At 69.0% G+C, this 21,847-nt stretch carries 25 protein-coding genes and 3 tRNA genes; 14 read left to right on the top strand and 14 right to left on the bottom strand.

The genetic code is table 11. From position 1 onward, the window contains the following. Positions 1-113 precede the first annotated feature (113 nt). Together QQ657_RS24750 and QQ657_RS24745 are read right to left on the bottom strand one after the other, a co-directional pair. Positions 114-431 carry an NIPSNAP family protein gene (locus QQ657_RS24750; RefSeq protein WP_284744609.1) on the bottom strand — a complete coding sequence of 106 codons (318 nt, stop codon included), beginning with the start codon at positions 429-431 and terminating at the stop codon, positions 114-116. Beyond that, on the bottom strand, positions 431-1,570 hold the full coding sequence (locus QQ657_RS24745) for a 5-methyltetrahydropteroyltriglutamate--homocysteine S-methyltransferase (protein ID WP_284744608.1): 1,140 nt from the start codon (positions 1,568-1,570) through the stop codon (positions 431-433). Before QQ657_RS24745 ends, QQ657_RS24750 begins: the two co-directional genes overlap by 1 nt. 118 nt (positions 1,571-1,688) lie before the next feature. On the opposite strand from QQ657_RS24745, the gene QQ657_RS24740 reads away from it, so the two are divergent. Continuing rightward, the gene (locus QQ657_RS24740) at positions 1,689-3,020 is read left to right on the top strand and encodes a nucleobase:cation symporter-2 family protein (protein ID WP_284744607.1); all 1,332 of its coding nucleotides are present in this window, start codon (positions 1,689-1,691) and stop codon (positions 3,018-3,020) included. Here the strand turns inward: QQ657_RS24740 and QQ657_RS24735 are convergent. Next, positions 2,971-3,546, bottom strand: coding sequence for a TetR/AcrR family transcriptional regulator (locus tag QQ657_RS24735; protein ID WP_284744606.1), 576 nt, complete (start codon positions 3,544-3,546; stop codon positions 2,971-2,973). The two genes, QQ657_RS24740 and QQ657_RS24735, sit on opposite strands and share 50 nt — an antisense overlap. Before the next feature lie 88 nt (positions 3,547-3,634). Here QQ657_RS24735 and QQ657_RS24730 point away from each other — a divergent pair, with 88 nt between their 5' ends. Beyond that, complete coding sequence (locus QQ657_RS24730; RefSeq protein ID WP_284744605.1) at positions 3,635-4,081, top strand: pyridoxamine 5'-phosphate oxidase family protein; 447 nt, start codon at positions 3,635-3,637, stop codon at positions 4,079-4,081. Here the strand turns inward: QQ657_RS24730 and QQ657_RS24725 are convergent, their stop codons facing one another. Beyond that, positions 4,082-4,582 (bottom strand): hypothetical protein, encoded by a 501-nt coding sequence (locus tag QQ657_RS24725; protein WP_284744604.1) that lies wholly within the window; start codon positions 4,580-4,582, stop codon positions 4,082-4,084. It abuts the gene before it with no gap. A 170-nt stretch (positions 4,583-4,752) separates the two neighbouring features. Between QQ657_RS24725 and QQ657_RS24720 the strand changes: the two genes are divergently transcribed. Both QQ657_RS24720 and QQ657_RS24715 read left to right on the top strand, forming a co-directional pair. Continuing rightward, the gene (locus tag QQ657_RS24720) at positions 4,753-5,502 is read left to right on the top strand and encodes a rhomboid-like protein (protein ID WP_284744603.1); all 750 of its coding nucleotides are present in this window, start codon (positions 4,753-4,755) and stop codon (positions 5,500-5,502) included. A gap of 40 nt (positions 5,503-5,542) precedes the next feature. Then, positions 5,543-7,855, top strand: a complete 2,313-nt coding sequence (locus QQ657_RS24715; protein WP_284744602.1) for a sensor domain-containing protein — start codon at positions 5,543-5,545, stop codon at positions 7,853-7,855. Here the strand turns inward: QQ657_RS24715 and QQ657_RS24710 are convergent. The 3 genes from QQ657_RS24710 to QQ657_RS24700 all read right to left on the bottom strand — a co-directional run bounded on the left by QQ657_RS24710 (position 7,849) and on the right by QQ657_RS24700 (position 9,701). Then, positions 7,849-8,634 (bottom strand): arylamine N-acetyltransferase family protein, encoded by a 786-nt coding sequence (locus tag QQ657_RS24710; RefSeq protein WP_284744601.1) that lies wholly within the window; start codon positions 8,632-8,634, stop codon positions 7,849-7,851. The two genes, QQ657_RS24715 and QQ657_RS24710, sit on opposite strands and share 7 nt — an antisense overlap. 33 nt (positions 8,635-8,667) lie before the next feature. Further along, positions 8,668-9,018: a YciI family protein gene (locus QQ657_RS24705; protein WP_284744600.1), complete on the bottom strand. Its 351-nt coding sequence runs from the start codon at positions 9,016-9,018 to the stop codon at positions 8,668-8,670. 107 nt (positions 9,019-9,125) lie between these two features. Further along, positions 9,126-9,701: a class I SAM-dependent methyltransferase gene (locus QQ657_RS24700; RefSeq protein ID WP_284744599.1), complete on the bottom strand. Its 576-nt coding sequence runs from the start codon at positions 9,699-9,701 to the stop codon at positions 9,126-9,128. A gap of 499 nt (positions 9,702-10,200) precedes the next feature. On the opposite strand from QQ657_RS24700, the gene QQ657_RS24695 reads away from it, so the two are divergent. The 4 genes from QQ657_RS24695 (at position 10,201) to QQ657_RS24680 (ending at position 11,915) form a co-directional block, all read left to right on the top strand. Continuing rightward, positions 10,201-10,653, top strand: a complete 453-nt coding sequence (locus QQ657_RS24695; protein ID WP_284744598.1) for a hypothetical protein — start codon at positions 10,201-10,203, stop codon at positions 10,651-10,653. 1 nt (position 10,654) lies between these two features. Then, complete coding sequence (locus tag QQ657_RS24690; protein ID WP_284744597.1) at positions 10,655-11,023, top strand: hypothetical protein; 369 nt, start codon at positions 10,655-10,657, stop codon at positions 11,021-11,023. Positions 11,024-11,136: 113 nt separating this feature from the next. Beyond that, entirely contained in the window at positions 11,137-11,418 is a 282-nt protein-coding gene (locus QQ657_RS24685; protein WP_350310700.1) for an HDOD domain-containing protein, read from the top strand. Next, complete coding sequence (locus tag QQ657_RS24680; RefSeq protein WP_491047357.1) at positions 11,415-11,915, top strand: tyrosine-type recombinase/integrase; 501 nt, start codon at positions 11,415-11,417, stop codon at positions 11,913-11,915. Before QQ657_RS24685 ends, QQ657_RS24680 begins: the two co-directional genes overlap by 4 nt. A 90-nt stretch (positions 11,916-12,005) precedes the next feature. Here the strand turns inward: QQ657_RS24680 and QQ657_RS24675 are convergent. The 5 genes from QQ657_RS24675 to QQ657_RS24655 all read right to left on the bottom strand — a co-directional run bounded on the left by QQ657_RS24675 (position 12,006) and on the right by QQ657_RS24655 (position 13,607). Continuing rightward, positions 12,006-12,079: transfer RNA gene (locus QQ657_RS24675), tRNA-Phe, on the bottom strand. 31 nt (positions 12,080-12,110) lie between these two features. Continuing rightward, positions 12,111-12,184: transfer RNA gene (locus QQ657_RS24670), tRNA-Asp, on the bottom strand. Positions 12,185-12,221: 37 nt separating this feature from the next. Further along, positions 12,222-12,294 (bottom strand) — tRNA-Glu (locus QQ657_RS24665). 99 nt (positions 12,295-12,393) lie between these two features. Beyond that, on the bottom strand, positions 12,394-13,182 hold the full coding sequence (locus tag QQ657_RS24660) for an SCO6745 family protein (protein ID WP_284744595.1): 789 nt from the start codon (positions 13,180-13,182) through the stop codon (positions 12,394-12,396). A 170-nt stretch (positions 13,183-13,352) separates the two neighbouring features. Then, a complete protein-coding gene (locus tag QQ657_RS24655) occupies positions 13,353-13,607 on the bottom strand; it encodes a hypothetical protein (protein WP_284744594.1) in 255 nt (84 codons plus the stop codon). 1,806 nt (positions 13,608-15,413) lie between these two features. Between QQ657_RS24655 and QQ657_RS24650 the strand changes: the two genes are divergently transcribed. Continuing rightward, a complete protein-coding gene (locus QQ657_RS24650; RefSeq protein ID WP_284744593.1) occupies positions 15,414-15,848 on the top strand; it encodes a hypothetical protein in 435 nt (144 codons plus the stop codon). An 83-nt stretch (positions 15,849-15,931) separates the two neighbouring features. Here the strand turns inward: QQ657_RS24650 and QQ657_RS24645 are convergent, their stop codons facing one another. Continuing rightward, positions 15,932-16,135 carry a cold-shock protein gene (locus QQ657_RS24645; RefSeq protein WP_003097368.1) on the bottom strand — a complete coding sequence of 68 codons (204 nt, stop codon included), beginning with the start codon at positions 16,133-16,135 and terminating at the stop codon, positions 15,932-15,934. A gap of 427 nt (positions 16,136-16,562) precedes the next feature. On the opposite strand from QQ657_RS24645, the gene QQ657_RS24640 reads away from it, so the two are divergent. The 4 genes from QQ657_RS24640 to QQ657_RS24625 all read left to right on the top strand — a co-directional run bounded on the left by QQ657_RS24640 (position 16,563) and on the right by QQ657_RS24625 (position 19,333). Continuing rightward, complete coding sequence (locus QQ657_RS24640) at positions 16,563-17,804, top strand: L,D-transpeptidase (protein WP_284744592.1); 1,242 nt, start codon at positions 16,563-16,565, stop codon at positions 17,802-17,804. Between the two features lie 197 nt (positions 17,805-18,001). Continuing rightward, positions 18,002-18,304, top strand: coding sequence for a hypothetical protein (locus tag QQ657_RS24635; RefSeq protein WP_284744591.1), 303 nt, complete (start codon positions 18,002-18,004; stop codon positions 18,302-18,304). 4 nt (positions 18,305-18,308) lie between these two features. Next, positions 18,309-18,860 carry a SigE family RNA polymerase sigma factor gene (locus tag QQ657_RS24630; protein ID WP_284744590.1) on the top strand — a complete coding sequence of 184 codons (552 nt, stop codon included), beginning with the start codon at positions 18,309-18,311 and terminating at the stop codon, positions 18,858-18,860. A gap of 5 nt (positions 18,861-18,865) precedes the next feature. Then, positions 18,866-19,333 (top strand): hypothetical protein, encoded by a 468-nt coding sequence (locus QQ657_RS24625; protein ID WP_284744589.1) that lies wholly within the window; start codon positions 18,866-18,868, stop codon positions 19,331-19,333. Between the two features lie 339 nt (positions 19,334-19,672). Here QQ657_RS24625 and QQ657_RS24620 read toward each other — a convergent pair whose 3' ends face one another. Next, on the bottom strand, positions 19,673-21,007 hold the full coding sequence (locus QQ657_RS24620) for an MFS transporter (protein WP_284744619.1): 1,335 nt from the start codon (positions 21,005-21,007) through the stop codon (positions 19,673-19,675). Between the two features lie 237 nt (positions 21,008-21,244). Here QQ657_RS24620 and QQ657_RS24615 point away from each other — a divergent pair, with 237 nt between their 5' ends. After that, positions 21,245-21,841, top strand: coding sequence for a PaaI family thioesterase (locus tag QQ657_RS24615; protein ID WP_284744588.1), 597 nt, complete (start codon positions 21,245-21,247; stop codon positions 21,839-21,841). Positions 21,842-21,847: the final 6 nt, after the last annotated feature.

The raw sequence follows: 21,847 nt of genomic DNA, 5'->3' as shown, positions 1-21,847 counted from the left end.
CCCGCCCCCGGGGGGCCCCCCCGCCGGGGGGGGGGCGCCCCCCCCCCCCCCCCCCCGCGGGGGGGGCCCCCGGGGGCGCCCCCCCCCCCCCCCCCCGGGGGCGCCCCCCCACGTCAGAGGTCGTCGTCCGGCAGGAGCGGGCGCATGAACGACCGCCGGTACCGCACCACGCACCCGCTCTCCTCGCGGATCTTGTCGGCCTCGATGAAGTCCGGGTCGACGCCGAACAGCGTCCGGTAGCGCTCGTACGCGGCGAAGCTCTCGAAGCTGAACAACGCCCGGGCTTCGTCGCTCGCGCCCTCCGACGGCAGGAAGTAGCCGTGGTGGATCCCGCCTTCGCGCTGCACCAACCGCATCCACGCGGCGGCGAAGCGTTCGAAGTCGGTGATTTTCGCGGGGTCGATGACGTAGTCGACGACGCACGTGATCATCAGTGAACGCCCCAGACGCGGTCGGCCGTCGCCACGATCAGCTCCAGCTTCCGCAGCTGGTCGTCCGTCGTGAGGTCGTTGCCCTCCTCGGTCGAGGAGAACCCGCACTGCGGCGAAAGGCAAAGCTGGTCGATGTCGACGTACTGCGACGCCTCCTCGATCCGCCGCACCAGGACGTCGGCGTCCTCCAGCTCCGGCCGTTTCGTCGTGACCAGGCCGAGGACGACCTTCTTGTCCTTCGGCACGAACCGCAGCGGCTCGAAGCCACCGGAGCGTTCGTCGTCGAACTCCAGGAAGAACCCGTCGACGGCCAGCTCGCCGAAAAGCGCCTCCGCGACGAACTCGTAGCTCCCCGACGCGACCCACGACGACCGGAAGTTGCCGCGGCACAGGTGGGTCGTCACAGTCAGGTCCTCGGGCCGGCCGGCCAGCGCCGCGTTCATCGTCGCGATGTTGCGCACGTGCTGGGTGTCCGGGTCGCCGCCCATCCGCGCGACGAGCTCCCGCTGCGCCGGGTCGTTGAGGTAGGCCAGGCTGGTGTCGTCCAGCTGCAGGTACCGGCAGCCGAGCTCGTGCACCGCGGAGACCTGCGCCGCATACGCCGCGCTCAGGTCGGCGAAGAACTCCTCGAGGTCCGGGTAAACGCTTTCGCTCACCGCCGCCCGGCCGCCGCGGTAGTAGACCATGCTCGGCGACGGGATGGTCAGCTTCGGCATCACCCCGTCGTCCACATGGGACTTCAGGAACTCGAAGTGCGAAGCGAAGATCGGCTCGTCGAGCCGCACCTTGCCGTCGACCTGCAGGCCCGGCGGGCTGAACTCGAGGTCGCCCGCCAGGTTGTGGAACTTGACGTGCAGCCGCTCGTCGCTCTTCGAGATGCCGCCGAGCGCGTAGATGAAGTCCATGTGCCACGAAGCACGCCGGAACTCACCGTCGGTGGCCGAACTCAGGCCGGCCACCTTCTGCATCTTGATGACGTCGCGGATCGCGTCGTCCTCGACCGCGCGGAGCTGCTCCACGCCGATCTCACCGCTTTCGCGCCGCCGTCGCGCGTCGCGCAGCACCGGGGGCCGCAGGAGGCTCCCGACGTGATCGGCGCGAAACGGCGGGCCCACCTGGGAAATACCGCCCGAAGTCATGCACCGATGGTCACACATTCCCGGCCGTCGCGCCGCCCCCTGAAACAAGATCATGACGTCCGGTTCTTGCTACGGTCACGCGCGGAGTGTCGGATGTGCCGCGGAGAGGGGCCAGATCATGACGAAACCCGTGGTGCACCCGGTCGACCAAGGCCTGCCCGCCGGCCGGCTGGCGCTGCTCGGCCTGCAGCACATGTCGATCATGTACGCCGGCGCGGTCGCCGTGCCGCTGATCGTCGGCAGCGCGCTCAAACTCGACGCGGCGACGATCGGGCTGCTGGTCAACGCCGATCTCCTCGTTGCCGGCATCGCCACGCTGATCCAGTCGATCGGCATCGGGAAGCTCCTGGGCATCCGGCTGCCGGTGGTCGCGGGCGCGACGTTCAGCGTCGTCAACCCGATGATCCTGATCGCGTCCCAGTACGGCCTGCCCGCGGTCTACGGCGCAATGCTGGCATCCGGCGTTTTTGGGCTGCTCATCGCCAGACCCTTTGCGCGGCTGATCCGGTTCTTCCCGCCGCTGGTCACCGGGACGCTGCTGCTCGTCATCGGCGTCTCGCTGCTCGGCCCGGGCGCGGGGCTGATCGCGGGCAACGACGCAGGCGCGCCGGACTACGCGGCCCTCTCGCACATCCTGCTCGCGTTCGGCGTGCTCGCGCTGCTGGTGCTGTTCACGCGGGTGCTGCGCGGGTTCGCCAACCAGATCGGGCCGCTGCTGGCCCTGGCGATCGGGCTGGTGATCGCGATCCCGATGGGACTCGTGCACTGGGACGGGCTCGGCGCGGCGAGCTGGTTCGGGCTCGCGTCGCCGTTCCACTTCGGCGCGCCGACGTTCCCGGTCGCCGCGGTCCTGTCGATGTGCGTGGTCATGCTGGTGACGTTCACGGAGTCGACCGCCGACATGATCGCCGTCGGCGAGATCACCGGGCGCCCGCCGACGGACTCCGACCTCGCGCGCGGCCTGGCCACCGACGGCTTCTCGGCCGTGCTCGGCGGCGTGATGAACTCCTTCCCCGACACGGCGTTCGCGCAGAACGTCGGCCTGGTGCGGATGACCGGCGTGCGCAGCCGCTGGGTGGTCGCGGTGACCGGCGGGATCCTGGTGCTGATGGGCCTGGTGCCGAAGATCGGCGCGTTCATCGCGGCGATCCCGCAGCCGGTGGTCGGCGGGGTCGCGGTGGTGATGTTCGCGATGGTCGCCGCGGTCGGCGCGCAGAACCTCAAGAAGGTGGAGTTTTCCGGCAACCACAACACTTTCATCGTCGCGGTCGCCCTCGGCGTCGGCCTGCTGCCGGCGTTCGCGCCGAAGATCTTCCAGCACTTCCCGGCCTGGCTGCAGACGATCTGCGGCAGCTCGATCACGGTGGCGGCGGTGCTGGCGTTCGCGCTGAACCTGCTGTTCAACCACCTAGGCCGGCGCGCGGAGCCGGACCTGCTGGAAGCGCCGTGAGCAACCGCTCGACGAGCCGGGCCCCCGTGCCCGGCTCGACCGGGCGCCGGAACAGCACCCGCAGGTAGAGCGGCGCGAGGACGAAGTCCAGCACCTCGTCGACCGTCGGCACGGGTTCGCCGCGCATCGCGGCCTTGTCGAGCGCGGCCTGTAGGTCGTCCCCGCGGGCCCTGAGGTACTCCACGGGCTCCTCGTCCGGTGCCATGGTCGCGACGAGCGCGCGGAGCAGGATCTGGCCGCGGCGGTCGCGCATCGCGCGTTCGACACCCTCGGCCCAGCCGCGCAGGTCGTCGCGCAGGGAACCGGTGTCCGGGATCGGCGACGTCGCGCGCAGGCGCGTCACGGCGGCGTCCAGCAGCAGGTGGTCACGGCTGCCCCAGCGCCGGTAGATGCTGGTCGGGTTCACGCCCGCGCGCTCGGCGATCTTCGGGATCGCGGCGTCGATCTCCCCGGCGGCGAGCAGCTCGACGACGGCTTCGTGCACCGCGTCGCGGACGCGGGCGCTGCGGCCACCGGGTCGGGTCATGACTCCACCTTAAAGCAATGGCACTTGCTTTTGCAGTCCACCCATGGCTAGCCTTAAGTCACATCAGATTGCTTTAAGGAGAGCCGAGATGGCCCGCAAGATGACCAAGGACGAGCGCGAAGCGTTCCTCGCCCAGCCGCAGGTCGGCGTGCTCAGCGTGGCGGCCGAGCCCGGCCGGGCGCCGCTGACCACGCCGATCTGGTACCGCTACGAGCCGGGCGGCGACGTCGTCGTGATGACCTCGCCCGGCCTGCGCAAGACCCGGCTGATCGAGGCTGCCGGCCGCTTCGCGCTGTGCGTCCAGCAGCAGGACGGCGTCTACAAGTACGTCTCGGTCGAGGGACCGGTGGTGGAGTCGTGGCCGATGACGAAGGCGCAGCGGCACGAGATGGCGGCCCGCTACCTGCCCCCGGGCGTCAGCGAGGCCTACACGGACGCGACCGACGACACCCACGGGAACAACATCGCGATCGTCATGCGCCCGGAGCGCTGGAACACCTCGGACTTCAGCGACCTCGCGGAGAAGCTGGCCTGATCACCAGCAGATGATCAGGATGCACGACGGCCGCGGCGGCGCCGGGGTCGTCGTGGGGTGCTGACCACCCGGCGGGGTCGTGGTCGGGGTGACCGAGCCGCCCGGGGCGCCGCTGGTGGGCGTGGTCGGCGTCGTGGACTCGGTGCTGCTCTCAGGGGTCGGCGTGCGACCTGGCACCTCGGTGACGGTCTCGCGGGGGACGCCGGCACCGGGGACGACGTCGCCGCCGCCCGTGCCACCCTCCGGCGGGGAGTCCGTCGCCTGGCCGACACCACCGAGCCCGGTGGTGCGCTGCGGGAACGGGATCACCTGGATCTGGTCGACCGGGGACGCGTTCTCGGTGCCCTTGCCGCCGAGCCCCACCAGCACCGCGGCGGCTCCGCAGCCGATGATGACGGCGAGCATCACCGCGAGCACTCGCCAGCGCGACTGCCCCGGCCCCGAACGCTCGCCCCAGCCCTCGCGCACGAGCAGCTCGGCGACCGATACCTCGTCGTTCACCCCGACAGACCTTCCCGAGAGGCCTTTCGGCCGACGTCGTGATCGTATTTTTACCGCACAAAGCACCCGAATGGGTGAGGTGTCGGCAAAAATTCGTCACGTAACGTTCGGATTGACCGTGAGTGACATTCCACAGCGGATTCACAGCTGCGGTTCGGGAGACTCCCAGCATGACCGGCGAAGCTCGAACCATGCTGCTGAAAGCCGATCGGCCGGTCCCCCGGATCGCCGTTCCGCGTCGCAGCCTGCGGGCGTTCGCCAAGATCATCCCCAGTCCGAAGGTGACCCCCTTCACGTTCGGTTACCTCCTTCTCCTGCTCGGCACGACCCTGCTGCTCAAGTTCGCCGACCCGGAGCTGACCGACCGGCTGCTCCAGCTGTCCAGCACCGACGCCCACAACCTGTGGCGGCGGCCGCTGACCTCGCTGCTGACCAGCGCGATCTGGTTGTCCGACGAAGGCTGGCTCGCCTACGTCGTGATCTTCACGATCGCCGTCGCGCCACTGGAACGCCGCTTCGGCGCCCGCCGCGCGGCGACCGTGTTCTTCTCCGGCCACGTGCTGGCCACGCTCGTCACCGAGCTGCCGGTGATGGCCCTGATCAGCGCCCACGTCCTGCCGAACTCGGCCGGGCACTGGCTCGACATCGGCGTCAGCTACGGCTTCTTCACCACCGCCGGCGCGCTCGTCTTCCTGCTGCGCGGCCGCGCGCGCCTGGCCGCGCTGGCCGTCATGGAAGCGTTCATCGCGGTGATCTGGCTCAGCGACGCCCCGGCGAGCCTCGACTCGATCGTCACGCTGCTCGGCCACGCGGTCGCCGCGCACTTCGGGCTGCTGTTCTGGGGGCCGCGGCTGCGCGGCACAGCCGCAGGCCGGACCCGGATTCCGGCGGGTAGGCAGGGGCCGGAGTCGGTGGTGTAATCGACCGAGCCACCCGCCGACCGCCAGGGGGACGACGCTCATGGAGGCAGGCTCCCTCGCCGAACTGGTCGAGCTGAGTCCGGACGCGATCTGCGTCCACGAGCACGGCGTCCTGACCTATGCCAACCGCGCGGCCCTCGAGACGTTCGCCGCGCGGTCCGCGGCCGAGGTCGTCGGCCGCCGGTTCACCGACTTCGTCGCCGACGAATCGCGTGCCGCCCTGGTGGAGAAGCTCGCGCTGCTGACCGAACCGGGGCAGGCGAGCGAGCCGGTCGAAGCGCTGATGTCACGGCTGGACGGGAGCAAGTTCGCCGTCGAGACGGTGTCGGTGCGCCTCGACGGCCGGCTCGCCTACCAGGTCGTCATGCGGGACATCACGGCGAAGAAGGCGGCCGCGGACGCCCTGCGCTACCAGGCCGCGCTGGTGTCGCACGTCAGCGACGCGCTGATCGCGACCACCGGCGAAGGCGTCGTGACCAGCTGGAACCCGGCCGCCGAAGCGGTTTACGGCTGGACCGCGGCCGAAGCCGTCGGACGGCGGGCGAGCGAGCTGGTCGGCGCGCCGCTGGACCTGTGCGGCGGCGGGGTCACCGAAGCGGTGCACCGGCGGCGGGACGGCGCTCCCCTGGCGGTCCGCGTTTCGGCAGCTGAGATGAACGACGGGTACGTGCTCGTCTGCGCCGATGAGACCGCGCGGCGGCGAGCCGAGCAGAACTACCGCACGGTCGTCACCTCTCTCGACGAAGGCGTGCTGGTGACGGGCCCGGGCGGGCTGATCGAAGCGGCGAACCCGGCGGCCTGCCGGATCATCGGCGTCACCGAAGCCGAGCTGATCGGCGTCCCGTGCCACACGCTCGTGCTGTTCACCGAGTCCGGGCAGTGGATCCCGCCCGACGAGACGCCGTCGGTGCGGACGCGGCGGACCGGCGTCACGCACAACGGCCTGGTCGTGCGCCTGCGCCGGCCCGACGGCCGCGACGTCTGGGTGTCGCTGACCTCACGGCTGCTCAACCCCGACGACCCGGCGGCGCTGGCCGTGGTCACGTCGTTCACCGACATCACCGAGACCCGCGCGATCAGCGCACAGCTCGCGCACGACGCGACCCACGACCCGCTCACCCGGCTCGCCAACCGGACCCTGGTGCTCGACCGGCTCGCCGGCACCGGGCGCGGCGCGCTCACCGTGCTGTTCCTCGACCTGGACAAGTTCAAGGTCATCAACGACTCGCTCGGGCACTCGGTCGGCGACCAGGTGCTGCGGATCGTCGGCGAGCGCCTGCGCCGCAGCTCCGGCCGCGACGACCTGGTCGGGCGGCTCGGCGGCGACGAGTTCGTCGTCGTCACCGGCGAGGTCACCGAACCCGGCGAGGTCCGGGCGCTGGCCGAGCACCTGCGGGCCGCGCTGGCCGAGCCGATCGGCGTGCTCGGCAGGCAATTGCACCTCGACGCCAGCATCGGCGTGGTGCTGGTGGGCGGCGCCGACCACCGCAGCGCCGAGGACCTGCTGCGCGACGCGGACGTCGCGATGTACCAGGCCAAGACGCTCGGCCGGGGCCGCCACCACTTCTTCGACGTCGGCCTGCGCGAGCGCATGCAGCGGCGGCTGCGGATGGAGCAGGACCTGCGCGACGCGGTGCACGACGGCCAGCTCTGGCCCGCCTACCAGCCGGTCGTCGACCTGCGGACCGGCGAGATGGTCGCGGTCGAGGCGCTGCTGCGCTGGACGCACCCCCGGCACGGCGCGATCTCGCCGGTGGAGTTCATCCCGCTCGCCGAAGAGAGCGACCTGATCAACGTGATCGGCAAGGAGATGCTCCGCGCGACGACGCGCGAGCTGGCCACGCGACGCCGCGATCAGGGCTTGGACCTGACGCTGAAGGTCAACCTCTCCACCCGCCAGCTCGACGACCCGCACCTGGTGCCCGCGGTGCAGGACGCGCTGGCCAACACCGGGCTGCCACCCGGGGCGCTCTGCCTGGAGGTCACCGAGAGCGCGTTGATGCGCGACCAGGAAGCGGCCGGCCAGGTACTGGCTTCCCTGCGTTCACTGGGCGTGCTGCTGGCGATCGACGACTTCGGCACCGGGTATTCGTCGCTCGCGCAGCTGCGCCGGCTGACGCTGGACACGCTCAAGATCGACCGCTCGTTCATCACCGGCATCGCCGAATCACGCGACGCGGCGGCGATCGTCACGAGCATCATCGCGATGGCCCACGCCGTCGACCTGACGGTGATCGCCGAGGGCGTCGAGTCCGCGGAGCAGCTCGATCTGCTGCGCTCGCTGGGATGCGACCAGGCCCAGGGCTACCACCTGGGCCGGCCGGTCCCGGCGGCCGAGTTGTTCGGTCAGTAGACCTTTTTCAGTGCGGTGAGCTCGTCCTCGGTCAGCTCGATGCCGAAGTCCTTGAGGGTGGCGTCGAGCTCCTCCGGCGCGACGGTGCTGGTTTCGCTGCTGCCGTCGGGCTTTTCGACGGTCAGTTCGCGGCCCAGGAGCTTGCGGCTGACGCCCGGTTCGAGCGTCATGATCACCAGCCGCCCGGTGAACGGCGACTTCGGGTGTGTCGAGGTGTAGTGGTGGTAGACCTCGTAGTCGATCCGGTGCATGCCGTCGAGCCGGAAGTCGAGCAGGTCCTCGTCGCCCTTCTCGAGCGTCCACCAGCCGTTCTTCTCGGTCAGCCGGTGCGGCCAGCCGGCCTGGTCGGTTTCCTGGCCGTCGACGAGCGGCATCGGGGCCAGGATCCCGGCACCGAACCCGACGTCGGCGTGGAAGCGTTTTCCGTCGACCTCGGCTACGAGGGTCATGTGGGTGTAGGGCCCGGGCCGCCGCGGCTGGACGCGCGCGGCGAGCCGGTGGACGGAGTAGCCGAGCTGCTCGAGGACGGCGGCGAAGAGGCCACTCTGTTCGTAGCAGTAGCCGCCCCGCCGCCGTCCGACGAGTTTCGCGCTCACGACGTCGAGCGAAATCCCTTGGTGCTGCCCGAGAACGACGTCGATGTTCTCGAACGGGATGGCTTGGACGTGGGCGCGCACGAGGTCCTTGAGCGCGTCCTCCGACGGCGGCCGGCGTTCTTGCCCGATCCGCGTCAGGTAGGCGTCCAGGTCGACGGCGTCGATGCCCCACTCGGTGCTCATGGGTCCAGCGTGCACCCTCGACCTTGATCGAGGTCAACCCTCGTGGATGATCTTCCGCGCCTCGACGGCGGTGTACTGCGCGTCGGGGATCATCGCGGCGAGCTCGACGGCGCGTGCTTCGGTTTCGACGTCGACGACGTAGTAGCCGCAGAGGAAGGCCTCCGACTCGACGAAGGCGCTCTCCTGGACCTGGGTCACGCCGTCCTGGACGCGCACGGTCTTGGTTTCGGCGGGCTCGGCGAGGGCTTTGGTCTCGACCATCTCGCCGGTTTCGGTGACGTGCTTGATGAAGGCGCCGTGACCTTCGTAGACGCCGTTCTTCTGGTCGTCGGTGAGGGTGGCCCAGAGGGTCGGGTTCATGTGGAGGGTAAGGAGGTATCGCACGTCGGCTCCCCGGTGTGGGCGGCGGCCCCGGGTGGGCTGCCTTTCGCCGGGTGGTCGGTGCCGGGTGCGAGGACCGGACACGGGCTTTCGCGGTTCACTCGTTCGGCCTAGCGCCGGCTGACGAGGAGGTACCGTTCGTCGTCGATTTCCTTGCCCCACAAGGCGGGGTCGTCGAGCCGGCGGACTTCGGTCTCTTCACGGTGCGCTCCCACGAGCGTCTCGCATTCGCGTTGCGTGAGCCCGGCGCCGGTGAACCAGCGACCTTCGACGAGGACGAGCCGTCCGTGGGGCTCGAGCAGCCGCACCCAGTTCGCCAGGGCGGCGTGCGGATCGGGCATGGCCCAGAGAACGTGCCGCACGAGGACGACGTCGTAGGTCTCGGTGGTGGGCGGATCGGCGGCGTCGCCTTGCCGGAAGTCGATGTCCAGGCCTGCGGCTTTCCGCCTGGCGACGTCGAGCATGCGGCTCGAGAGGTCGATCCCGCGGACGTCATGCCCGGCTTCGGCCAGGAGGACGGCGAGGCTGCCGGTGCCACACCCGAGGTCGACGACTTTCGTTTTCGCGGCGGGCATGAGCGGCAGGAGGAGCTCCGCCCAGGCCGCGCGGACCGCGGGGTCCTTGAGGCCGTGGTCGGGCTCGTCGTCGAAGGTCGCGGCTTCCGCGTCCCAGGGGTTCGGCGTCACACCGGGAATCTTGCCCGGCCCCACCGACGAAAAGCCGCTCCGAGCGGTCGGGGCAGTCTCGTCACCGGCCGGCTTCGCCGGTCATGGCAGGTCCGACCCGATGGCCCCACCGCAGTCCACACACGAAAAAACCGCCCCGAACACTCGGGGCGGTTTTCGTAGCGGTGGCCAGGGCCGGGGTCGAACCGGCGACCTTCCGCTTTTCAGGTCTCGGGTCGTGCGTTCACGGCCGTTCGCGGACACAATTCGCGCAGGTCAGAGGTGCTACACGCACGGGCTCGACCTCCGACGACCCCCTACGACTGGAACCCTCACTGGGCACGCAACAGGCGCATGCAATGCAACGCAGCCGCGTCATCCGACTGAGCAGGGCTGAGACGGCCGACACCAGGGCAATGGACCTGACGGCAGCAGCCTCAGGAGGGGGTTCCGAGCACACGAGCGCCTCCGCTGACTGCCCAGTAAGCTCCATGCCACATCATTGGAGCTGAGGGGGACGATGGCGGCCGGCGAGCTTACACGACAGGTGGCACAGCGGAGTACGACCAGCCCTCGGAATGTCCTGGGATTCTACGCCTCAGTTCTAGGGATTATCCTGACCGGCACAGTGGGCATCGTTACAACATTGGCGACGACGGACACATATGTCGCCTGTATCCCATGGGTTCTGGGGTTCTCAGGATTTCTGATCGTCTTGACGATAATTAGCGTTCTGTATATAAACATAAAACATCCAGCAAATCTGATGCTCGGACAAGTAAGCGGTAGTGAATATGCCGAAATAAGCCGAGTAATGGTGCTAGGGAATGACATGGCAGGGGAGCGAAAAGTGGTAATTGCAGAGAGCGGCGTGGTGGCCGACTCCCCTCCTCCTGGCCACCTCGGACGCGCACTTCCTGAGGATTTTCCGACCGTCACCCCAGACGAAGGCGCAGATAACAGCGATGCCTGAGATGGACACCCTGGAAGACGCAGATGTTTTTGTACTTATATCTGACGGCTTAAACGATACCCAGGAAGATCTAGTTTTGGAAATGGTCAAATCGCACGCCGACTCATGGTGGCACGAGATGCCAGGGGTTTGGCTCTTCACAGGCGGAGGGGACACCTTTAAATGGAGCGAGAGGATGAAACTCATTCTCTCGCTGAAGGGGAATACTTACCTCGTATTCAAATTGCCACGCCTTGGCCAGAGGCAGTGGTTTGGGCGACAGAGGTCGGAGGCATTAGACTGGCTTCGCAGCAACTATGCGAATGCCAATGGTACTGAAAAGGAAGAGTCTCCAGAGGAGAAGCCAGAGGACGATGAGCCTCCTTTTTAACCAGCAAACGAGGCTTGCAACCCCTCGCACCCGGGATGCCGGAGTACGCAGCGTCGGTGCGGCTATGACCGGAACCGCACTGGCATCGGTTCGATGGCCACACGCCGCGAGGCATGCGTTGGCCTATGCGATGCACGAGAGTCGGAGCCATGGCAACATTAGTTGAGGACGCCGCGCGCCTTGCGGAGCAGCTCGTTAGCCCGCTCGGGCGCCGCTGGTCGCATGTGCAAGCCGTGGCAGCACGCGCAGGCGAACTGACCAGCGCCGTGCAGCCGGACCAGACGGAGCATCTGGTAGCGGCAGCGTGGCTACATGACATTGGCTACGCCCCCGAGATCGGCCTGACGAAGTTCCACCCTCTCGACGGCGCGCGACACCTCCGAGACCTCGGCTGACCGGCAGATATCGTGAACCTCGTGGCACACCATTCCGGCGCTCGCTTCGAGGCAGCAGAGCGAGGGATGAGTGCACAACTGGGCGAATTCCCGTTCGCCGACAATCCAGTCCTAGACGCCTTGGTAACCGCAGATCTTTCGGCCTGATCGAGCGCCACGAGGAGCAGCAACAGCGCGCCCGAGAGCACGCGGGCAGCGAGTGGCACGAAGGGGGGTGGATGTTCACTCAGCCCAACGGCAGGCCGATCGACCCGAGGGCCGACTACGGCACATGGTGCGAGCTGCTCGCCGAAGTGAAGGTGCGGCCGGCCCGGCTGCATGACGCGCGCCACACCGCCGCCACGGTGCTGCTGCTGCTCGGTGTGGACCCTCGCGTCGTCATGCAGATGATGGGCTGGTCCACGGAGAGCATGAAGAAGCGCTACCAGCACGTGACGGAGGCGCTCCGCCACGACGTCGCCGGACAGCTCAACGACTACTTCTGGAAGGCCGCGTGAGGCACCCATTGGGCACCTATTTGGACACCTGAGAGACGAAACAGCCACCACCCCGATCGGGGTGGTGGCTGTTTACGCAGGTAGATGCGGTGGCCAGGGCCGGGGTCGAACCGGCGACCTTCCGCTTTTCAGGCGGACGCTCGTACCAACTGAGCTACCTGGCCGGGAACGCCGGCAAGGAGCCGAACGATCTTGCGACCCTGACGGGACTCGAACCCGCGACCTTCGCCGTGACAGGGCGACGCGCTAACCAACTGCGCCACAGGGCCTTGCATACTGCTTTCTTGCGTTTACTACGGTACTACGTACTCCCAACGGGATTCGAACCCGCGTTGCCGCCTTGAAAGGGCGGAGTCCTAGGCCGCTGGACGATGGGAGCCCGGCCGGTTTCGGGTGACCGACCGACCGCGCTCTCAGGTCCCCCCGGGAGCGATTACAAGCATAGGGCACGCCGCCACCGCTTTGCACGGGGGTTCCCTTAAGCCCCCGGCGACGCCGAGACCTGCGCAAACAGCCCAGCCAGGCGGCTTTCGAGCTCCGCCTGCTCCGTGGACGTCAGCGCCGACGTCAGAAGCTCGTCGATCCGATCGTCCGTCAAGGACTCCGCGCGCTGCCAGCGGTCGCGCAGATCCGGCTTCCGCGAAGCCGCCGCCACCAGCTCGTCGGCCGCCTCCGCCGGCCACGCCGTGCGCAGCAGCCGCTCGCGGCCGCCCTCCGGGTCGGCGATCACCGCCTCCGGCACCGACAGTCCCATCGCCCGCAGCGCCGCGAAGTGCAGGCCGCCGCGCAGCTCGCGGAAGACCATCAGCGCGAACCCGAGCCGTTCGACGTCCTCCAGGGGGCGCGACGCGTTCTTCCAGCCGGCGAACAGGGCCAGCCCGCTCGCGTCCGCGGCGTCGACGACGCGGAACAGCAGCTCCGCCAGACGGCCGGGCTCCGATACGGCCGAAAGGCTGACGCGCGACCAGCGAGCCGATGACTCCGCGTAGGCGCAAACGGCGGCGGGCGCGTCCAAGGCCGCTGTCGCCGGCGGCAGGACGAAGTCGAACAGCCAGTGCGGGAAGATCCCGAACAGCTCCGCGGCCACCTTCGGCGGGACGTCCCCGAGCACGGCCGAGCGCCCCCGCACGTACAGCGAACGCGGCGGCAACCCCACCTCCGCCTCGACCGCCGCCAGTTCCGGCGACGTCATGAACCTGCCACCCAGCACCTGGACCACCGCCCGAATCCGGTTCGCCAATCCCGCCGCACCTTCGATCGTCGTCATGACCGTCCCCTTTCGACTCGGCAAACGTAACACTGTTACTAAACCCGCGTCAAGCAACCCGGACAGCCTCGCGAATCACTCACCGAAAGCGGCGACAACCAGCACGAACATCACCGGACGGGCCCGGCGGCCACTCACACCGCCGACCGGACCCACCGGCCCACCCCCACTCAGCGCTGAACCGGCGCTTGCCCGTCGTCATCGAGGTTCAAGCCCAGCATCTCCAGCAGCTGCGCGCAGTCCTCGACCCCCAGCGCACCGTTCGCCACCGCCAGCCGAGCCCGCCGAACCTGATCATCCGACACCCGCTGCGCATCCGCGGCCCCACTCCGCTGCGCCGGCAACCCCCCGGCGAACGGAGCACTCCCCCCATCGGCACCTTCGTACCGAAGGAGGAACTGCCGCACTTCAACAGACCCGCTCATAGCCCCTCCATACGGCTCACAACAGCTTGGCCGCGAGGCTAACCAGCACCGGCCGCCACACACAGCCCCCCGGAGAGTGAACCTGAGGCCACGCTCCGCTCAACGCAGCGCAATCAGCACGGAGAGAGAAGGGGACCACCCGAACGACGGTCACCTGGCCCGGAAGTGACACGAGGCGCGGAAATTTCCCGCTCTCCACTCGCCCAGAAGGGGAACTCGTGCAACAATCGAAGTGCTGACACACCCCCGGTCAGCGCCTGTGGAGATCCCCTCCGACCCCCGCGTTCCTCCCCCTGGCGCGGGGGTCCTCCATTTTCTGGGGTGCTTCGGGCTTCGCCCTTCGCTCCCCAGTTCATTTCGGCGTATTACCCGGGGGGCCGAGCCCCCCGGACCCCCCACGGTGCCTCTGGTTCGGCTTCCAGCGTGGCTGGGTTTCGCTTCGGGCGCTGTGCGCCCTGGCGGCCGTCTCCGGGTTCGGACGCTGGCGCGCCCTCCCCCTCAGGTTTGCTCCTGGCTCGGCGTGCGGCCACTGGCCTCCCGCCTCCGACCTTTGCCGCTGGCCGCCAGGCGCTCGCGCGCCGCTTCTCCCCGTGCGGCCTCCGGTTCTCCCCTCCACGTCCCGTTCTGCGGTTGGCTGGCGGCCCTGGCGCTGTCTGGCTGCCCGCCGGTTCTGGCGCCTCGTCCCTTCATCCCCTTCCGCTAGGTGCCGGGCTCTCGCGCACTCTTTCTCGCCGTGCGGCCTCCGGCGCTCCTCCAGGTCCCGTTTCGTGGTCCGCCTGCGGCTCCGGCGCCACTCCAGGTCCCGTTTCGTGGTCCGCCGGCGGCTCCCGCGCCCCTCCACGTCCCGGTTCGGGGTCCGCCTGCGGCTCCGGCGCCCCTCCAGGTCCCGTTTCGTGGTCCGCTGGCGGCCTCCGGCTCTCCCCCCACGTCCCGGTTCGTGGTCCGCTGGCGGCTTCGGCGCTGCCTCTCCTGCCGGTAGCTGCCGCCCGCCCCTCCGCTCGCTCTGCCGCCAGATGACTGGCGCTGGCGTGCCTTTCTCTGTGCAGCCCTCCTGGCCGGCCCCTTCTTCCTCCTTTCTGCTGCCTACCGCCGCCCCCGTGCGCCCTAGCTCTCCTGCCGCCAGCCCGCTGCCCGCTGCCCTCTGCCCTGCTGCCCTCTGCCCTGCCGCCCTGCCGCCCTGCTGCCAACTTCGGCCCCTGGCCCCTCCGGCCGCCCTGCCGACACTCCCTTCTCCCCGCGCAGCCTTCCCTTCCCCTCCCCGCCCCCTCGCCGACCCTTCCTCCGCTGCCGCCCCGGCAGAGCCCCTCGCCTGCCGCGGCAACACCAACTCCTGCTCAGCTCGACTTCGATACAAGTCCCTAGCCACTTGCCCCGCGCACCGCTTCCAGCTGCCGCCTCCCCACCTCCGTCCGCCCTGCCGCCCCCCTGCTCCCGCGCGCCCCGCCCTCCCCCACTCCTGCGGCTACGTGCCGACCCCGGCAACCCGCCTTCCCGCCCCCAGCTGGCCCCCCTGCGCGTTGCCGCCGCCCCCTGACCCCTACCGACCCCCTGGCGTGCCCCCTCCCCTACCTCCTTGTGGCCGACTGCCGCCCTGGCGTTGTCCCCGTCCTGTGCCGTTGGCGCTACCCGCTCCCGCGCAAGGCCCCTCGCCTCTTGTGATCGACTCGTTGGGTTAGTGGGGGGTTGCGTTGTGTTCATGGTGGGTTGGGCTGAATGGGTGGCGGTTGGGCTGAATGGGGAAAGTCCTCAGCGTGTCGTAGCTCACAGTGGTTTGCGGGGTGAGACCTAACCGTTATCGTGGCTGGCGTGCCTCTTCCCTCCCTTGGCCGCTTGAGCAGCCGGACGAACCTCAAAGCCGCGTCCTCCGGACGCCATCGTGGTGCCGCTAAGCCTGCGGATGATGGTGTTGTCGAGGACAAGGAACTCACCTCCTACCTTGCCGCCCTGGCCCCCGATGCCGACAACGAAAGCACCGGGACCGGTAAGCGGTTCGGGGAAGCCCAGGTCATTCAGCTGCGGATGAGCCTCATCGCCAACCAGCAGCTGAAGGACATCGCCGCCGATCGGGACATCTCGCCCCAGGTGCTCGCTCAGGAATGGATCCTCGAGCGGCTCAACTGGGAAGGTCAGGCAGCCTCGCTGCAGGACCAGCGGCAGCAGGTCGGCGACCTCACCGATCTCACCGACGAGTTCCACTTCCCCGCCGACGCCTTCGACGCGCCGGCCGTCGGACGACGCTGAACTCGAACAAGCATGAGAAAGGGCCCCCGGCAGCAACCGGGGGCCCTTCGCTCAGGCCTTAAGACAACGCTAAAGGGCCTGTCTCAGATCGCGCGGACCTTCTGGGCCTGCGGGCCCTTCTGTCCCTGGCCGACCTCGAACTCCACTCGCTGGTTCTCCTCGAGGGTGCGGAAACCGCGGCCCTCGATCTCCGAGTAGTGAACGAACACGTCGCCTTCGCCGCCGTCCTGCGCGATGAAGCCGAAGCCCTTCTCCGCGTTGAACCACTTCACAGTGCCTTGCGCCACCGCTGTACTCCTCGTTACACAGATCCGCTTCGAATGCCACCGAAGCGGCACCCCGACCGTCCCGGGCGGTTCCAACGAGACGAGTCAAGAGCGGTTCGGCTCCATGGCTCGCGTCAGAAGTTCCGCGAGTGTGAAGCCACGAACACGCAAAACGACGGCCTGAGAGCAGACTACCGGGATCTGGCCAAAGTTGAACCCCGTGATCGAGGCGAAAAACGCCTGCCCGGGCCAAGGTCACCGGAACGTCGTAGGGCTCCCGCCACGTTCTGTCGGACCCACCGGTTAGTCTTGCGCAGCACAGCGACACCGTGATCACCGGATACGGCTCGGAGTCACTCGTGCCCCCTCTGTGAAGCAGCGTGGGCAAGCAGTTGTGACCTTCGTCACGCGACTCTTGCTCAACGTCGCAGGTCCGCGAGACGTCTCGATGAGGGGAAGCACCAAAGGGGCAAAGGGGAATGGGTTGACGGTGAGGACTTCCACGCGGCGCCGGGGCGCTGCTGTGGCATTGGGCTTGGTAGCCGTGCTCACGCTGGGGGCGTGCAGCAGTGAACCGACGGTGTCGGCGAGCGGGACATCGGGCGGGGGCCCGACTTCCGCACCCGCGCCGACCGCGCAGCCGGCGAAGCTGACGGTGACGCCGGCCGGCGGCGCGCAGGACGTGCCGCCCGGCGAACCCGTCGAGGTCAAGGTCGACAGCGGCACGATCGTCTCGGTCACGCTGACCAACCCGGACGGCAAGCAGGTCCAGGGCCAGACGTCGGCGGACAAGAAGAGCTGGAACACCACCGAACAGCTCGGCTACGGCAAGACCTACACCTGGTCCGGCCAGGCGCAGGGCGCAGACGGCAAGAACGTGCCGATCGGCGGCGCGTTCACCACGGTGAAGCCGAAGCGCCAGACGTCGGCCAGCCTGAACGTCGGCGACGGGCAGACGTACGGCATCGCGATGCCGATCGCGCTGTCCTTCCCGAGCCGCGTCACGGACAAGACTTCCGTCGAGAAGGCGCTTTCGGTCGAGACCACGCCGAAGACCGAAGGCTCGTGGGGCTGGACGGACGGCGACACCTCGGTGCACTGGCGGCCCAAGGAGTACTACAAGCCGGGCACCACGGTGAAGGTCAACGCCAAGATCTACGGCGTCAAGATCGGCGAAGGCACCTACGGCAAGCAGGACGTGTCGGCCAGCTTCACCATCGGCCGCTCGCAGATCGTCAAGGGCAACACCACGCAGCACACGATGCAGGTGATCCGCGACGGCCAGCAGATCGCCGACTACCCGGTGAGCTACGGCCTCGACTCCGACCCGGGCCGCGTCACCCACAGCGGCGTGCACGTCGTGATGGGCAAGCAGTCCACCTACGCGATGAGCAACCCGAAGTACCACTACGAGAACGTCGTGGTGCCGTGGGCGGTCCGGATCTCCAACAACGGCGAGTTCATCCACGGCCTGGCGGCCTCGGTCTGGGCGCAGGGCAAGAAGAACGTCTCGCACGGCTGCCTGAACCTGTCGCCGGCGCGGGCCAAGGAGTACTACGACGGCGTGCTCACGGGCGACCCGGTCGAGATCACCGGAAGCACGCAGACGCTGAGCGCCAAGGACGGCGACTACAGCGACTGGACGTACGACTGGGCGGGCTGGCAGAAGCTGTCGGCACTGGCCGGCTGAGTCTCTTCACGCACACCGGGCGGCCGGGAAGTCCCTCGCGGGCTTCCCGGCCGTTCGCGTTTCGCGGGCCACCGAACGCCGCCCCGAACGTCTTCAAGATCGGCCGGAACTCGATGCAACCCCGGCGGCCACCCATCGCATGACTAAGGGCAGAGGCGCGGCGATCGACGGCCGCGCCCGCGAGAAGAGGAGCTGTCTTGCGTATCCGTATCGCCCTTTCCCTCGGCGCTCTCGTGCTCGCCGGTGGTGCCCTGACCGGTGGCATCGCGCTGGCTTCGGAGGCGCAGCCGCCGGCACCGACCGCGACGACCCGGCCCACCGAGCCGCCGTCCGCGATGCCGACCACCAGCCGCAAGCCGACCAAGGCGCCGACCGCCGTGCCCGCGCCGCCGCGTGAGGCGACGAAGGCGCCGTCCGCGCGTCCGCAGCGCGTCCCCGTCGCCGTGCCCGCCGGGCCGACCGGTGACCTGCACCTGCCGGCCATCGAGGTGACCCGGTAGTTCGGTGATCTCCCGCTCCCGTCCGTCGACCGGGCCGGGCTCGCCGTGGGACGGCGAGTTCGCCCGGTACTTCGGCGAGCGCGCGCACAGCCTGCGGTCCACCGCCTTCCTGCTCTGCGGCGACTGGCACCAAGCCGAGGACCTCACGCAGGCCGCGCTGCTCAAGCTCTACCTCGCCTGGCCGAGGCTGTCGCGCCACGACGCCTTGGACGCCTACGCCCGCAAGGTCGTGCTGCGCACGTTCCTCGCCGAGCACCGGCGCAGCAGGTGGAAACGGGAGCGGCTCACCGACGCCCCGCCGGAGCTCCCGGCGGAAACCACCGGGAGCGACCAGGACATGCTGGTCCGGCAGGCGCTGGCCGTACTGGCCCCCAAGCAGCGCGCCGTGCTGGTGCTGCGGTACTTCGAGGACCTGAGCGTCGAGGAGACGGCGCAGGCCCTCGGCTGCAGCGCCGGCACGGTGAAGAGCCAGGCCTCCCGGGGCCTGGCGACGCTGCGCAACCGGCTCGGCCCGCACTACGCGCTGACCTTCAGCGCGACCACGGAGGGGAGGTGACGAACATGGACCCCGAAGACGACGTCCGCGCGTTCCTGACCGGCGCGGCCGGTGGCACTCAGCCGCCGATGCGCCTCGAAGCCACCGACGTGATCGAGCGCGGCGGCCGGGTCCGGCGCCGACGCAAGCGCTGGGCGATGGCCGGCACCTCGACGGCGACGGCGGTGATCCTCGCGGTGGCCGGTTTCCTGGCCGGTCACCGCGCCGGGCCGCCCGACCCCGTGCAGCCCGCCGATCCGCCGGGGCTGTCCACGGTCGGCACCACCGCTCCCAGCCCCCTGTCGCCCACCGAGGTCCCGGCGACCTCGGTCCCGCCGCCGCCCGAGGCCCAGCCGGGCCGGTCGCCGTCGCGCGCGACGAAGACGACGATGCCGACCCCGTCCACCCGGAAGGTGGAGCGGCCGACGTCGCCGCCCTCGGCGAACCCGACGGAGACGAGCGCGAAAGCACCGGTAGCGACCACGTCGCGCTAATCGTTTCCGCAGGTCAGGGACGTGGCGTAGATCACCGTCGCAAGGTGGGTTTCCGACGAAATACCGAGCCGGGTCGTGGCGATATGCCCTGTGGTGTTCCGATCGGACGCCGGACAACTGCTCAGCCGGACGCTCAGCCGCCGGCCCGAGAACCCGAGGAGGAAGCACATGGTGTTCGCCGCACTCATCGTCGAAACCGGAATCGCTGTCATTGTCGCGGGCGCGCTCGCCGCTTGGTCCCGCAAGCGCTTCGCTCCTCGGAGCGACGCCAGCTGACCTGCGACGCACGTGTGCCCCGCCCGGTGATCCGGACGGGGCACACGTGTTTTCGGCGGCCGCTCAGCGCTGAGCGGCCGCGGAGGTCAGCTTGCCGCCGCTGCCCTCGGCCTCGATCTGGTCCATCGGCACCTGCGACGTCTCCGGGATCTTGATGATCGGGATGATCGCGATCAGCGCCGCGGCCATCAGGTAGTACGCCGGCCAGTCCGGGTTTCCGGTGCTCTGGATCAACGCCGTCACGATGACACCGCAGGTGCCGCCGAACAGCGACGTCGAGACGTTGTAGCCGATCGCGAACGAGCCGTACCGGACGCGGGTCGGGAACATCGCCGGGAACGTCGAGCCGATCACCGCGAGCATCAGCACCAGCAGGATCGCCACGATCAGGAACCCGACGAAGAGCCAGAAGATGCTGCCGGACTGCATCAGCTTGAGAGACGGCCAGCTCAGCACCAGGAACCCGATGGCCGCGGTGAGCAGCAGCGGTTTCCGGCCGATCTTGTCGGACAGCGCGCCGAGCGGGATGATGATCGCCATCTGGATGACCTCGACCGCGATGATGATCAACGTCGAAGTGTTGTCGTTGATCTTCAGCGTTTCCGTGAAGTACGTCGGCATCGTGGTCAGCAGCAGGTAGTCCGCGACGTTCAGCAGCAGCACGATGCCGACCAGGTTGAGGATCATCCGCCAGTTGCGGGTGAAGATCTCCTTGAGCGGCGCCTTCTTCGGTGCCTCGCCCGCGGCCTCCATCCGGCGGAACTCGGGGGTGTCCTCGAGCTTGTTCCGCAGGTAGAGCCCGATCAGGCCGAGCGGCAGCGCGACGAAGAACGGGATCCGCCAGCCCCACGCGTCGACCTGGTCGGCCGACAGGGAGAGCGTCACGGAGAGCACCACGAGGTTGCCGAGCACGTAGCCGCCCAGCGTGCCCAGCTCCAGGAAGCTGCCGAAGAAGCCACGGCGTTTCGTCGGCGAGTACTCGGCGATGAACGTCGCCGCTCCGCCGTACTCACCACCGGTGGAGAAGCCCTGGATGATCCGGAGCAGCAGGATCGCGATCGGCGCCGCGATGCCCATGCTGTAGCCGCCGGAGTACGTCGGCAGGACGCCGACCAGGAACGTGCACCCGGACATCAGCAGGATGGTGACGGCGAGGACCCGCTTGCGGCCGATCTTGTCGCCGAGCGGACCGAAGAACGCCCCGCCGAACGGCCGCACGATGAACCCGACCGCGAGCAGCGCCAGCGACTTGAGCACCGCGTTGCCTTCACCGGGGAAGAACTGCGTGCCGATGCTGACGGCGATCGCGCCCGAGGTGAAGACACCGTAGTCGTACCACTCGGTGGCGTTGCCCATCGCGGACGCCCACACGGCGCGCTTGACGGTTCTCTCGTCCACTGACGGTTTGCCCGTCGTTGCTGCTTCTTCGCTCATGCCGGCGACGACCTCCTCCGTGCAGTGCCCTTAGGGCCGTTCAAGCTCATCTCTTCAGTCTTGCCGGATCGACGCAGGTCGGCAGGCTGAGCCGAGAAATCTCTACGGTGAGGAACTTTCCGGCTACCGAGAGGTATACGTTGCCTGATTACGGCCCGGGTCGGGCGCGCCGGGCGGCTACCGGCGAGTTAACGTCAGCGCATGAGTCGTGTTTCTCAACCCTGGCCGCCGGTGGCCGTGGAGCCCGCGGTCCCGCACCCGAAGGCGCCGGCGCCGGGTACCGAGGTCGGCGTCCACTTCAGCGAGTGCTTCGGCTGCGGCGACGAGGCCGACGCCGGGCTGCACCTGCGCTCGACGGTCGGCGAAGGCCAGGTCATCCACTCGCGGTTCACCGTGACGGCGGCCCACCAGGGCGCCCCCGGGCTGGCCCACGGCGGCCTGCTGGCCTGCGCGTTCGACGAGGCCCTCGGGTCGACGGTCGGCAACCTGATGCGCCGGCCGGCGGTGACCGGCAAGCTCGAGACGGACTTCCGCCGCCCGGTCCCGGTCGGCTCGACGCTGTTCATCGAGGCCCGGCTGGACGGCATCGCGGGCCGCAAGATCTACGTCAGCGCCGACGGCCGCCTCGACGCGGAGGACGGCCCGATCGCGGTGAGCGCGCGGGCGCTGTTCATCGTCGTGGGCTTCGAGCACTTCAGCACGCACGGCGACTCCCAGGCGCTGGAGAAGCTGGCGGCGCAGCACGAGAAGAACCAGCAGCGTCAGCGCGAAGACCGCGACTGGGAGATCAACCCCTGACCGCAC

The organism is Amycolatopsis ponsaeliensis (genome assembly GCF_030182635.1).
Lineage (GTDB): Bacteria > Actinomycetota > Actinomycetes > Mycobacteriales > Pseudonocardiaceae > Amycolatopsis > Amycolatopsis ponsaeliensis.
The sequence above is the reverse complement of the archived record's forward strand: the minus strand, read 5'-3'. Positions and strand labels throughout refer to the sequence as shown.